Origin of the sequence: Paenibacillus periandrae (assembly GCF_022458865.1) — a bacterium.
Classification (GTDB): Bacteria; Bacillota; Bacilli; order Paenibacillales; family NBRC-103111; genus Paenibacillus_S; species Paenibacillus_S periandrae.
In genome coordinates, this window is record NZ_JAJNMU010000003.1 from 312455 (window position 1) to 325989 (window position 13535).

Consider the following 13535-nt stretch of genomic DNA (forward strand, 5'->3'; position numbering starts at 1 on the left):
GATCAAAACCTCCTGATATACTTGCTGCTGGCTGCTTGATGTTGTGATAGTCTTTATTATAATTTCGCTTGAGGAATAAATAAAATTGAAAAAATAACGATTAGACATAGAAATTATCTATGTTGTTAACTCAGGTAGAAACTGTAAATGGATAGTTCAATAGTTGTCAGGAACAGACTAAGCATGACGCTGCAAGCCAATCTATGTTAACATGGAAGAAAATCAGAATAGGGAGGATACTCGGCATGCCCAGCAAAAACGTTACAATCCTGGCGATATTTTATGCCTTTGTTTATATGAGTATCGGGACGTTCTCATCGTATATCGGCATTTATATGACAGAGGCGGGGATTGGACACTCGGAAATCGGAATTCTTACCTCAATAGGAGCTGTTATCGGATTAGTTGCACAACCCATATGGGGAGTACTGAGCGACAGAGCCAAGACCAAAAATCAAATCTTGATGATTTGTACGTTATGTGCCAGCCTAACGGTATGGCTCATCCCTTGGGCGGGTGACCTGTTTGTACCGCTGCTGATTGCAATGGCCTTATTCAGTCTGTTCCAGATTGCGATTAATCCGCTCAGCGATGCTATTACACTGGAGCTTTCCTCCAAAGGTGTTGTACGTTTTTCGAGCATTCGAACCTTCGGCTCAGTCGGATATGCGATTGTTTCGGTGGCGGCGGGCTGGTTGTTTGCAGAGCATCTGAATACGATTTTTTTGCTTACCTCGCTCATTATGTTTGGCTGTTTTTTGCTGTCGCTCGGCATTCCCAAGGTGGCTGGCCATCAGAGTAGCGGCAAGAAAGTAAATCTGGTCAGTATTTTCAAAAATAAACAATTGGTAATTTTGTACGCATACACGCTATCCTTGTCCATTGCGATGGGCTTTTTATTTTCATTTCAGGCCATTTATAGTAAAGAGCAGGGTATCAGCATGGAGGTCATCGGGATTGGGCTTGCGATTGGCTCGTTCAGTCAATTTCCGTTTATGATCTTTTTTCAACGGTTTTATGATCGGTTTGGCATTCGCAATATTTTGCTGTTCTCGGGGCTTATTCATACATTAAGATGGTGTTTGTATGCGTTTGCATTAACGCCGTTTACGTACATATTAAGCTGGGTGCTTCATGGCGGGACGTATATTTTGTTTTACATGTGTTTGGCCGAGTATGTGAATACTTACGTAATTAAGGAATTAAAGGCATCAGGACAAATGCTGAATTCGCTCATTCAGTTAAGTGTCGGCAAAATTATTGGCGGCATGCTTGGCGGTGTCTATGCAGCCCACTTCGGTTTCCAGAGTGCGTTTCTGGTGCTGGCGGTCATGGGAGCACTCTCAACGGTTGCTTTTTATATGGTGGATCGGCGCTACGGTGTATTTGCGAAGCTGGATAGCAGTCAGCTGTAAGGTGAGGGGATTATGACTTGGGCATAGTCCCTTTTTCTCATGGAGAAGGCAAATACCATTACTTCATCGCACCCATTGCTTGAATTTTCACCAGTACGTTCACTCGCACTTCCGCTTTTGACAAGGCTTCGCCCCAGCTATCCTGAACTTCTTTCCAATGGGAATACTCATAGGCTCTTGCATACAGGCCGAGTCCAATCGGATCGATTTTTGCATGTTGGATCTTTTTGAGCAATTGTGAAAATTGCTTTTGAAGCTCTTCCTGAATTTGTTTTTCCAATTCAGGCGCTTTTCGCTTGACGTCAAAGGGAAAAAGTCGCTCATTCATAGCAATTCTCATATTAACCCCGATATCGAATATAAACTTGTTATCTTTGTAATTCGTCTTTGTTTTGACAGAAATGGCCTCAGGCACAAAACTCATCATATTTTCATGGAAAATACTATCACCTGACTGCTGTGGAAGATGAATCGTAAAGGTAAACTGCCCATCCGTTTCATGCTGCATAATTCTCAACAGTTGGGTCTCATCTATATTAATGGATAATTTGTATTTTCCAGACCGATCCAAAAGAGCCGTACCGGTCACTTTAATTTCACCATCCTTTTTAAGCTCCGAAATGCTGGGAGACAATCCTTTATCCGAAAATTGACGATGAAGCTCTTGAAGTGACGTAATAACTGTAATATTTCGTTGATGAGCGGTGTCAAGCAGCTTCGTCAAATATAAAGGTAGACGCGGTTTGTCTTTATGTTTAAACATGAGGATATCTGAAACCGGACCGTCTACAAGAACGACACGGGTCATAACTGTATCTTTGCTATCTCTATAGAAGGAATCCAGTACAGGGAACCAATCTTTGTGCTGAAGAACACGTTTGCCAATGAGCAGAACTTGAAGCTTACCCCTGCTTGTTAAGGCGTTGATCGTGGCGTCAAATTGTTGTCTTGAATGGCGAAGTGTAGTGGTTTTGACAACCGTGTTCTCCTCCTTCTCTTTCGCTTCTCTATTAAATACCGGACTGGATGAGGACATAAGAAGTTGGTTCTCTTTATCAAGGTCAATTCCTATTAACAAGGAGAGCGAGATGTCCTCGATATTGATTCGATCTCTGCAACCTGAAAGGAGTGAAATCGATAGCAGCAGGCACAGTAGGCAAACGTGTTTGATCAGGATTCACTCCTACGAAATCGACTATATACTTGAACGTATAGGTAAAGAAATAATGGAAATACATAGGCGTACCCTACTCCTATTTTACTGACGAATTGCTGCCATTGTTGGACCAGATTCCACGAAGGGTGTACAACGATGATGATTGTAATGACCACTAGAAACAATATAGCGGCATAGGGTGCAGGAGCTTCTTTTCCCAACAAGTGGCCTGTACTAAAGATAGCTGCAAACGAATAAGGCAGCCAAGATGTTGAAATGACAAACAGGTAAAGAACCAAAAAGATCATATCAAATCGTTCGAGAAAACGAAATTCGATTGTTTTCAACAAGTTCAGTAGAGGTTGATTGTAGCTCGTGATATCGTCAGGGCTGAAATAAGCGAAGCAGATCAAGGTAATTCCCAGGTAAACGATCAACGTTAGGGTGTTGGCAATAATGACTCCACGAATAGCGAACTGCTTTTTCTGTAAAAACGGATATAAAAAAAATACGATTTCAAAACCAAGATAAGAGTATATAGTCGTTTGTAATCCATTAAAGACCGGCTTCCATCCTTCTTTCAAAAGTGGAAGAAAGTGAGTCCAATGACTGTCTTTTAGAGGGATCAACAGAATAAAAGGCATCCATAGCATCATATAAAAAACGAGTTCACAGTATCGACCCAATACGCGCAAGCCTTTGCGAGCAACAAAGTACCCAGGAGTAATGAGTAATATCATAACCAAATAGTCCTGAGTCAGCGGCAAAAACCAGTGCTTGATGAAGAGCATCGTGGAGGAAAGGATGATGCATACGCAAAATGCAAAATAAGCAGTGAGTGGGATGATGAGAAGCTTCCCTATAAGCTTGCCAAACAGGCGGATCAACAGATCCGGCAATGTATCGTTTGGGTACTTCTTGAAAGTTTGCACAATCAGAATACTGACGATGATGTTGCAGCACCAGGCGAGGATAACGGATATCCAACCGTCTGATCCTGCTTTATCAGCTACGTCCATGGGCAGAGAGAATATCCCCGTTCCTACTTGAATACCGTGAATGATAAAAATAAACTGCATCAAAGTAATTTCGTTAAACGCGTACTTTTTCATGGGTCCGCCCTTTCCCGAGAATGGTCTTGTTTGTCTGACTGCGCTGCTTTTGTGCCTTTGGGTCGCTTGCCCATTGTCCATAGGGGCATACGGATGAATACATCCCTCATATCGGCAAATCTCCATGGCGCCAGTGGACTGCCATATGGAGTGCCTAACGATTCAAGCGAAACGAAATGCCCAACCAAGGCTATCGCTCCACAAACTATGCCCACCATTCCTGACATCGAGGCCAGCAGCATCATTGGAAATCGAAGAAGCCGAATGGACGCGCCCATGTCATAGTTGGGAATAATAAAAGAAGCGATAGCGGTAGAGGCAACGACAATGACCATAATGTTACTGACGACGCCTGCTTGAACTGCTGCTTGGCCGATGATGATGCCCCCTACAATCCCAATGCTTTGACCGATCGGTGTCGGCAGCCGAATTCCCGCTTCTCTCATCATTTCGAGTGTTAGCTCCATCAGAATGGCTTCCATGATGGGATGGAAGGGAACACGCGTTCTAGTTTCGGCAATCGATAACATGAGTTGTAGGGGGATAACTTCATAATTAAAGGATATGAGCGCAATATAGGTAGCTGGTAAAAACAAAGCAATAAATAATGCAAAAAACCGAAGAAGTCGAATAAAAGACGCAATCAACCAACGGCTGCCGTAATCATCAACACTCTGTAAAAAAGCCACAAAGATGGCCGGAGCAATCAATACTGACGGGGACTTGTCTACAACCACAGCGAATCTTCCTTGAAGGATATGGGATGCTGCGGTATCAGGTCTCTCAGTCAAAATAAACTGTGGGAAAGGCGAGTATGGATTATCCTCAATGTATTCAACCAACTCACCTGTATTCAGGATGGCATCTGCATCAATCCGCATAATTCGCGATTCAAGTTCCTTGAGTTCTATCGGATTAGCGATGTCAGCTAAATATAAGATGGAGACCTTTGTTTGTCCGCGTTCTCCTACGATTTGTTCCTTGATTTTCAATTCCCGGTTGGGAATATACCGGCGAATTAATGCAATATTTTGACTCGCTGTTTCTACGAAGCCTTGATGCGCTCCTCGAAGTGATGATTCAACACGAGATTCTTCAATCGCTCTTTGTGGCCAACCTTTCGTCTCAAAGATATAGACTCGTGGCTGTCCATCGACAAAAAGTACACTATCCCCCTGAAGAATTGCTTGTTCAACCTGATTCCAGTCCGTTTCTATACGAAAGCCACCTACACTAACCGTACTCATTATTCCAGATTGCGTGTCGGTTGCTTTATGGATCAGTTCGCGCAGAATATTATTGTTAATCGATTTTTTATCAACCATACCGTTTAAATATGCAAGTGCTGTAGTGGCTCCTGCCTGGTCCACTTGAATCTGCCGAATGATCAAATCGGGTGTCAGATTGAACAATTGGTTAAGGTGTTGGATATTAACAGATAATTTGTTGTTAATGAGAACAGTATCTGGGGGGCTTGTTAGGTCGCTTGACGATCGATACTTGAAATTGCGATTTCTCTTCAACAACTTTAAAATCGAGAACATCGAGCATCATCCTATCCTGGCAGTTAGTAAAATAGTTAGAGCTATTTTAAGGATGGACATAAAGCAGCAGATAGATACATGACGAATCGACTATCAACTGTAAATGTTCTGCTTCTCGTGGAATATAAGCCAAGTACGGTTCAGATGAACGGAAAGCATGATCAAGCTCTCTAATATACGAAAAGCCAGCACTCATGTTCTCACATGAAGGCTGGCTTTTTCTATTCCATAGCTGCTGCTTTTAGTAGCGGTCCATAATCATCTGGGTTTTCAACGAATCCTGTGCAAGGAACCAGCCTTGACTTTGCAGGTAGGTAATCAACTGATCGTGCTTGGTTGAAGCGGTGGTGCTGCTGTTTGTTTTGAAGGAGATTTCAACGACATTCTCGATTCCTGTACCAGCGGCATTTTGGATCGGCCAAACCTCGATATACGTTTCAAGACCACTCCACGTACCGATTGATCGCTTGGCTAGCACCGGACCATACACACGGGAAGCATTTAGCATATCCGTGCCCCAGCCATTGTACAGCCATTTGTCCATTTTACCGGGAACATTGTCCTTTAACAGCTTGCGGGAATCGCTGGCAGAAGGAAGGTCCATGCCGCTGTAGCCGGATTTTTTGCCGGTTTTTTTGTTGGAAATGCTTAAGGTTTTATTCATATAACCCCATTCGACCTGTGCATCGTAATTGGTGTCAGAGGAATCAAAGCCTTCCTGATTGGCCAATGTCAATGCTGCCGTGATGTTGTCATTAATGATCGGATAACGTTTTTTGTAGGTAAGCTCGAAGTCACTTTCACCTTCGGTTTTGCGGATGCGGGGAATCCATGTGTTGGAATAGATGTCCTTGGCATTGGTATCAAGGAATTCAACGTTCATTTTGGTAACGGTGCTTGGCATGCCGAAGGCTGCTCTTACTGTACTGGTCAGCTTTCCATCGGAACCCAATACGGCGCTTGGCTGCATTAACAGCTTCACTTCATAATCCGGGACCATGTTGCTTGCCGCCTGTACGGGTGCAGGCATACTCATGCTGACTGCGAGTACGGCTGTACATACGACTGATGCCAATCCGCCTAACCACTTGTTTTTTCTCACTTCATTTCATCTCCCTTATAGTGAATGGCTCATTACTTACAAGGATGACTATAGAGATCGATTGTTATCAGAATGTTAGCGTGTTGTGTTGATATTGTAAACCGGATTTAACAGATGCTGGATAAAGCCCTCCAGTAAGGCTGATTGCCGACGATCCAGATTGTAGGCATAGTACACATAGCGCTTGAATGGATTTTGTGGAATTGGACGGAATACGAGCTCCCCGCGTTCAACCTCGCGCAGCACAGCCAATCGGGATACAAAGGAAATGCTTTCCCCCAGCATGACCACCTGCTTAATTGCCTCTAGTGAATCCAGCTCGATATGCCCGTTCAGCTCAACACGGTTGCTCTGTGCCCATTTCATCGTCAATTGGCGAGTGCTGGACTCTGGGCTGTGCAGCAGGAACGGTACACTCTGGATTTGATCGGGAAACAGCTGTGGGTAGCTTGCCAGCTTATGTTCCGGCGAGCATATGAGTACCAGCTCGTCCTCGCAAAACGTTTCGCCCAGCAGCGGCGGCATCTGGAAGGGCTCGCATGACATGATGCCCAGATCAATCTCATGATTGACCAGCAATTCCTTGATCACCGGTGCTGTCTTCACGATCAGCGACAGCTGAATACGCGGGTATGCTTGGGTAAAGCTGCTCAGCAAACGCGGCAGGATGTACGTGCCTGGCACATAGCTGGCACCGATCTTCAAAGAGCCTCGACCCAACTGGTCGTATTCCTTGACGACACGTTCGGCCTCATGGGCCAAGGCATTGATTTTCAACGAGTAGTGATACAACGATCTGCCGGCCTCGGTCAGGTGCACCTTCCCTGAACGCGATTCAAACAGCTGGACACCCAGTTCCTGCTCCAGATTTTTCATGTGAAAGGAGACAGTGGGCTGTTTTAGTCCCATTGCATCAGCAACAGTCGTCACCTTCTTATGCTTTTCAATCAATTCGACCATTTGTAATTTAAGCAGGTTCATGGGGCACCTTCCTCAGGGCGTTCTTGGAACGCCGGCATCGTAAGCATAATCTCAGGGCGTTCATGGAACGCCAGCATGGTAAGCCTTATTGAGTGATTGACGACCGACTTCAGCACTAGTATAGATAAAATCTATAGGTTTGAATAGATTACATTGATAAAATTAACAAAATATTTACGTGACGATAACACTTTGATGAAGATCGGCCTCTACAATAAGTTTAGGAAGACGACAGCAAGAGAAATTTATGCAGGACAGGGATTAAGGGGAAAAAGGAAGGTAATGGCATGGATCTGGTGATTCAAGGCTTGGAAAAAAGCTTCAACCGCGTTCAAGCGCTGCATACAACAAACTTAAACATTAAGCAAGGGCGCTTTACGACCTTGCTGGGGCCCTCGGGCTGTGGTAAAACGACCTTGCTGCGCATGATTGCCGGACTTGAGACACCTGATCAGGGCGAGCTGAGACTGGGGGATGACATCTTGTTCTCCAGTGCCAAACGGATTGATCGACCCACACACCGCAGAAATTTTGGCATGGTGTTCCAGGATTTTGCCTTATGGCCGCATATGACCGTATTCGAGAATATTGCTTTTGGTCTGCGCGCCTCGGGTAAGACGAAGGAGCTCAAGCAAGTTGTTCAGGAAGCGGTTGATATGGTGCGTCTGCAGGGGCTGGAGCAGCGATATCCGCATCAGCTTTCGGGTGGACAGCAGCAGCGGGTCGCTTTTGCAAGGGCTGTTGTTATGAAGCCGCAGCTCGTATTATTCGATGAACCGCTAAGCGCGCTGGATGCCATGCTGCGGGACGAAATGCGGATCGAGCTGACCGGACTTGTACGGGATATCGGGCTAACAGCTTTGTATGTGACGCATGATCAGGTAGAGGCGATGTCGATGTCCGACGAAATTGTGGTCATGAAGGCAGGACAGATTTTGCAAAAGGGGACTCCCGAGCAAATCTATAATACCCCCCAGCATCCGTTTATTGCCCAATTTATCGGTAAATCGAATTGGCTGGTCAAGGACAAGCTGCTTATTCGTCCAGAGCAAATCCAGTGGGTACGTAATGGCTCGGTTGATGCTTATCGGGGTAAAGTACAGAGCGTCAGTTATCTGGGAGACCGCTATGAAATTCAGCTCGATATGGGCAGCTTGGGATTGTGGACGGCCTATGACCGGGAACGCAAGCCGATAGGCGAAGAAGTTGAGATGTATATAAGTCGGGAAGATATTCACGAAATTACAGATTAAACCAAAAGGTGAATACATACAAAGCGATGTTTATTCATCACACAAAACGAGGAGGCGTATTCAATTGAAAATGACAAAAGGGTTAAAAAACAGCGCATTAATGCTGCTTACGGCAATGGTAGGTTTTGGGGTTACAGGTTGTGGAACGGCAGCGCCGACAGCGAGCGCACCTAATAATGGAGCAGCTCCTAAGGCAGATCCTGCTCCAGCTACAACAGAAGTGAAACCAGCGGATAAGAAAGAAGAGAAGAAGCTGAGCGGGAAGCTGGTTGTATACAGCGCAGGGCCGAAGGAATTGGCGGAAGCTATTCAAAAGGGCTATGAAACGAAAACAGGCGTGAAAATCGAAATGTTCCAAGGCACAACAGGTAAAGTATTGTCCCGTATGGAAGCCGAAAAAGCAAACCCGGTCGTTGACGTTGTTATTCTTGCTTCACTTCCTGCAACGCAAGGCCTGAAGAAAAACGGAATGACACTGGAATATAAAGACGCTAAAAATGCTGATAAGCTGATTCCGGAATGGTCAGATAAAGACGGGCATTACTTCGGCTACAGTGCATCTGCACTTGGTATCGGCTATAACACCAAGCTGGTTCCGACACCTCCCAAGGAATGGGCTGACCTGACCAAGGAAGAATGGAAAGGCAAAATCAATATCCCGGACCCGGCATTATCCGGTTCTGCACTTGATTTTGTTACTGGTTACTTGAGCGGCAAGGGTGAAAGCGGCTGGGAGCTGTTAGAGCAGTACAAGAAAAATGGTGTAGCTATGGCAGGTGCGAATCAGGAAGCCTTGGATCCCGTTATTACTGGTGCGAAAAGTATTGTCGTTGCAGGTGTAGACTACCTGACTTATCAGGCCAAAGCCAAAGGTGAGCCGATCGACATGATCTATCCTGCCAGCGGAACTGTAATCAGCCCGCGTCCGGCAACGATTATCAAAACCTCGAAAAACCCGGATGCAGCGAAAGCCTATATCGATTACCTGCTGTCTGATGAAGCACAAGCGATGATCGCCGATACGTACCTGCTGCCAGGTCGCAAAGATATCAAAGCGAAGAATCGTCCAGGTGTCGATCAAATTCCGCAAATGAAAATCGACTGGACCTGGATGGACACGAACGGTGATGCCGTAACGAAAAAATTCACACAGCTGTTCAAATAAGCAGTAAATAAAGCGATAACCAGAAACCAGATAGAGAAGTGATCTTATGGAATATACTAGTTCGTTTTCGTATAAAAAACTCGGGATGGCCCTTGCCCTATTGCTGCTGGCGATGCTTGTGGTCGTCCCTCTTTTTTTCATATTTGTAACCAGTGTGTATCCAAGCGGTGAGCTGGATCTGCTGGCGCCGATCAGAGCCATTATGGAAAATGAACTGGCTGAAGTATTCTGGAATTCGATTTTGCTGGGTATTTGTGTAGTGGCGGGAACGACTGTACTGGCGCTGCCGTTGGCCTGGATATTTGCCCGTACGCAGCTAAGCAGGCATACCTGGCTGGATGTCATTATGCTGATCCCGTTTATGACGCCTCCCTACATCGGATCGATGGGCTGGATTTTGTTCATGCAGAAGAACGGTTATTTGGAGCAGCTGCTACCGAAGGCGGCTTTTCTTACCCCAGTATTTTTCAGTATGTTCGGTATGATTGTAATCATGTGCCTGCACTTGTTCCCGTTCCTGTATCTGATTCTCCGTAATGCGCTGCTGCAAATCGGGGGTACGAAGGAAGAGGCGGCAAGTGTGCATGGCGGTGGATTTGTTTACAGCTTTCGACGTATTATTATCCCGCTTCTGCTGTCCAGCTACGCCATGGGTGCCTTATTGATTTTTGTTAAAACGATTGCCGAATTTGGCACACCGGCGACCTTTGGCAGAAAGATCGGCTTTTATGTATTGACGTCGGAAATTCATAAATATATATCGAGCTGGCCGATTGATTTTGGCAAGGCTACGGCATTGGCTTCGATACTTTTAAGTACTTGCTTGTTGATTTGGTACATGCAGACTCTGGTTAGTCAGCGATTCACGTATTCGCTCGTTGGCGGTAAAGGAACACGAGGCAAAATATACCGGATGAACGTATGGCAAAAGCTGCTGGCTTGGGGTTACATAGCCGGATTGCTCGGGCTGGCGATTGTTGTGCCGTATTTCTCTATCATTGCCGCTTCACTGATGAAGCTGCGCGGGGTTGGCCTGCAATGGAACAATTTGACCCTACAATATTATGTCGATCTGCTGACCTGGGGATCCAAGAGTATGCAGGCGTTAATGAACAGCCTCAGCCTGTCGCTGATTGCCGCAACGATTGCAGTGATTTTAGGCACGTATTTTGCATTGATGATTCGTAAATCACAATCATGGCCGCAAAGGATTACCGATTTGTTTGCTCTGCTGCCGAATACGGTGCCGGGCATCGTTATTGTCGTTGGACTCATCCTGTTCTGGAACTCGCCGTGGATGCCGATCCCGCTCTATAACACCTACGGTATGGTTGTCCTGACGTACGTCGTGTTCTTCCTTCCTTATACGGTGCAATATGTAAAAGCGAACTTTGCCCAGTTGGACGACTCGCTATTTCAAGCAGGTCGGGTATTTGGCGGCAAGCCGGCCTACATCTTCCGCAGAATTTTACTGCCACTCATTATTCCGGGTATGGTGGCGGGCTGGATGATGACGTTCACGATATCGGTTCGTGAGCTGGTCGCCTCGCTGATGATTTTACCGCCATCTATGGAAACGTCTGCTACCTATATTTTTGCCCAGTTTGAGCAGGGGAAGGTATCGCTCGGGATGGCGATGGCTGTCGTATCGGTCGGTTTGACGACGCTAATGCTGCTTGCCCTGAATCGAATTACGGCCAAGAAAAATTTGTAATCGGTAAACCTTACATCTAGTGGAGTGTGAATGTATATATGCAAGCAACAGTATGGGGTGGTGCTGGCGAGCATGGCCGCTCTTGCTATCTGATTGAACAAGGCCAAACACGTGTTTTACTCGATTGTGGGGTGAAGAAGGAGGGCGCGGGAGAGTACCCGCTGTGTGATGAAAATGTGGTTCCGCAGCTCAATGCGGTATTTTTATCTCATGCCCACGAGGATCATTCCATAGCCATTCCCCTGCTGTATACGATGGGCTATACCGGCGAAGTATGGACGACAAGAGCAACCTTTGAGCAGCTTCCTTCCTATTTTAAGGCATGGAAGGGGTACGCGGCTTCCAGTCATGCGGAGCTGCCTTACCGTGATAAGGATATATCGGCGATCCAGTACAAGTTCATTGAAGAGCAAACGCCTTCCGGCGAATGGTATACGATACGGCCGGGACTGAGCGTATGCTGGGGAAGAAGCGGACATTTGGCTGGGTCCATCTGGCTGCTGCTGAATGTAGAGGGCAGACGGGTATTCTACTCAGGTGACTATACAGCAGAATCTTTGTTATTAGCTGCTGACCGCCCTCAGCCGGAGTATTTGGAGGCTCCCATCGAGCTGGCTATTATAGATGCCGCATATGGGATGGATACAGAATCCCAACAGCAGAAGCTGGAGCAGCTGCGACAGCAAATCGATGAAACCTTGAGACAAGGCGGCCCGGTTTTGCTGCCTGTGCCAACCTATGGACGCAGTCAGGAGATGCTGCTGTGGGCAAGGGAGCAATTTTCCGAAGTACCTATTTATGTTGAACAGGAGATTACTGCAGGATTGAAGCAGCTGCTGCAAGGACCGGAATGGCTGCAGCCTGATGCGATAGCACGTATTGAGGCTTGCCTGGCGGATCCGAGAATTGTTTTCGTGGATAGTGAAGCACAGCGGCTTCAGGCGGTTTCTGAAAAGGGGAGTCGGCTCGTATTGACCAATGATGGTATGCTGCAGTCGGCTCGCGGTCAATGGTACTATGAGCAGTTGACCAAGGATAAGGCCTGCAGCATTATTTTGACGGGGCATTTGGCTAAGGGGAGCTGTGCGCATCGGCTGTTAATGGCCTCCCGGGAGCATATGGAGATTTTCGGACATGATGCGGGTCAGGTACATTTTATACGCTATAAGGTGCATCAGGGTTTGCCCGATGTCAGAGCCATGCTGGACGTTCTTGGAAGCGAGCATTCGATTCTGGTCCATGCCAGTCAGCAGGCGACAGCTGCGGTATGTGTACAACTGAGCAAAGAGGGGTATACTAACATACATGCGTTGTCTGCCGGGGATACTTGGCGGGAATAGCCAAATAGCAATGACCATATTTACCTCTACCTGTGGAAGGAAACCAGGCAGGGGTATTTCTTTGTGATCAGGCGATTAAAGTAAGTAGACTTCGATCAAAGCCATTGTCTATAATAAATGTTGTGTGTCAAATCAATCCGTAATTCAAACGGGAGGGCTGTTATTGTGAAGTATAAAGCTGTTAAAAACACAGATCTGCTGCCATCTGTTATTTGTTTGGGAACCTCGGATATTGGTGGTTCGATTAGTGAAGAGGAATCTAACAGGATTATGAATGCGTTTACAGAAGCCGGTGGCAATTTTCTTGATACGGCAGAGGTATATGCGAACTGGCTGCCTATCGAGCCGAACAGCAGTGAGCGTTTTTTGGGTAGGTGGATGAAGGAGAGAGGGAATCGGGATCAATTGATTATCGCGACCAAAGGTGGGCATCCGCTGCTGGATACACCGCTGGTTTCTAGGCTATCAGCCGCAGAAATTGAGCAGGACATCCTGGGAAGCCTGCAGAGGTTGGGTACTGATTACATTGATCTGTATTATCTGCATCGTGATGATCCACATATTCCTGTTGAGACGCTGATTGACATTTTGGAGACGCATGTGCGGCAGGGCCATATTCGTTATTATGCCTGCTCGAACTGGACACTGGAGCGCTTGGAGCAAGCACAGCCGATTCGATTTCAGCCGGTTGAATGAAGCTTGCGCTTTACCCAATCCGGATTGGCTGTATCGAAGCGCTGATGGAGAGATCGT

The 13535-nt window shown here is 46.4% G+C and carries 11 protein-coding genes; 6 read left to right on the forward strand and 5 right to left on the reverse strand.

All coding sequences use genetic code 11. From position 1 onward, the window contains the following. Positions 1-245 precede the first annotated feature (245 nt). Entirely contained in the window at positions 246-1415 is a 1170-nt protein-coding gene (locus tag LRL21_RS06325; protein WP_240414908.1) for an MFS transporter, read from the forward strand. A gap of 58 nt (positions 1416-1473) precedes the next feature. Here LRL21_RS06325 and LRL21_RS06330 read toward each other — a convergent pair whose 3' ends face one another. The 5 genes from LRL21_RS06330 to LRL21_RS06350 all read right to left on the reverse strand — a co-directional run bounded on the left by LRL21_RS06330 (position 1474) and on the right by LRL21_RS06350 (position 7310). Then, positions 1474-2586: a Ger(x)C family spore germination protein gene (locus LRL21_RS06330; RefSeq protein ID WP_240415088.1), complete on the reverse strand. Its 1113-nt coding sequence runs from the start codon at positions 2584-2586 to the stop codon at positions 1474-1476. Continuing rightward, positions 2586-3683: a GerAB/ArcD/ProY family transporter gene (locus LRL21_RS06335; RefSeq protein WP_240414909.1), complete on the reverse strand. Its 1098-nt coding sequence runs from the start codon at positions 3681-3683 to the stop codon at positions 2586-2588. The genes LRL21_RS06330 and LRL21_RS06335 overlap by 1 nt, the downstream gene beginning before the upstream one ends. Then, positions 3680-5227, reverse strand: coding sequence for a spore germination protein (locus LRL21_RS06340; protein ID WP_240414910.1), 1548 nt, complete (start codon positions 5225-5227; stop codon positions 3680-3682). The genes LRL21_RS06335 and LRL21_RS06340 overlap by 4 nt, the downstream gene beginning before the upstream one ends. A gap of 241 nt (positions 5228-5468) precedes the next feature. Continuing rightward, complete coding sequence (locus LRL21_RS06345) at positions 5469-6329, reverse strand: hypothetical protein (RefSeq protein ID WP_240414911.1); 861 nt, start codon at positions 6327-6329, stop codon at positions 5469-5471. A gap of 75 nt (positions 6330-6404) precedes the next feature. Beyond that, the gene (locus LRL21_RS06350) at positions 6405-7310 is read right to left on the reverse strand and encodes a LysR family transcriptional regulator (RefSeq protein ID WP_240414912.1); all 906 of its coding nucleotides are present in this window, start codon (positions 7308-7310) and stop codon (positions 6405-6407) included. A gap of 287 nt (positions 7311-7597) precedes the next feature. Here LRL21_RS06350 and LRL21_RS06355 point away from each other — a divergent pair, with 287 nt between their 5' ends. From LRL21_RS06355 to LRL21_RS06375, 5 genes are all read left to right on the forward strand, one after another. After that, positions 7598-8563, forward strand: a complete 966-nt coding sequence (locus LRL21_RS06355) for an ABC transporter ATP-binding protein (protein WP_240414913.1) — start codon at positions 7598-7600, stop codon at positions 8561-8563. Positions 8564-8633: 70 nt separating this feature from the next. Beyond that, positions 8634-9728, forward strand: a complete 1095-nt coding sequence (locus LRL21_RS06360; protein WP_240415089.1) for an ABC transporter substrate-binding protein — start codon at positions 8634-8636, stop codon at positions 9726-9728. A 46-nt stretch (positions 9729-9774) separates the two neighbouring features. Next, positions 9775-11442 (forward strand): ABC transporter permease, encoded by a 1668-nt coding sequence (locus LRL21_RS06365; protein WP_240414914.1) that lies wholly within the window; start codon positions 9775-9777, stop codon positions 11440-11442. Positions 11443-11480: 38 nt separating this feature from the next. Then, positions 11481-12782, forward strand: coding sequence for an MBL fold metallo-hydrolase (locus tag LRL21_RS06370; RefSeq protein ID WP_240414915.1), 1302 nt, complete (start codon positions 11481-11483; stop codon positions 12780-12782). A 165-nt stretch (positions 12783-12947) separates the two neighbouring features. Further along, the gene (locus LRL21_RS06375; protein WP_240414916.1) at positions 12948-13478 is read left to right on the forward strand and encodes an aldo/keto reductase; all 531 of its coding nucleotides are present in this window, start codon (positions 12948-12950) and stop codon (positions 13476-13478) included. The last annotated feature ends 57 nt before the right edge of the window (positions 13479-13535 follow it).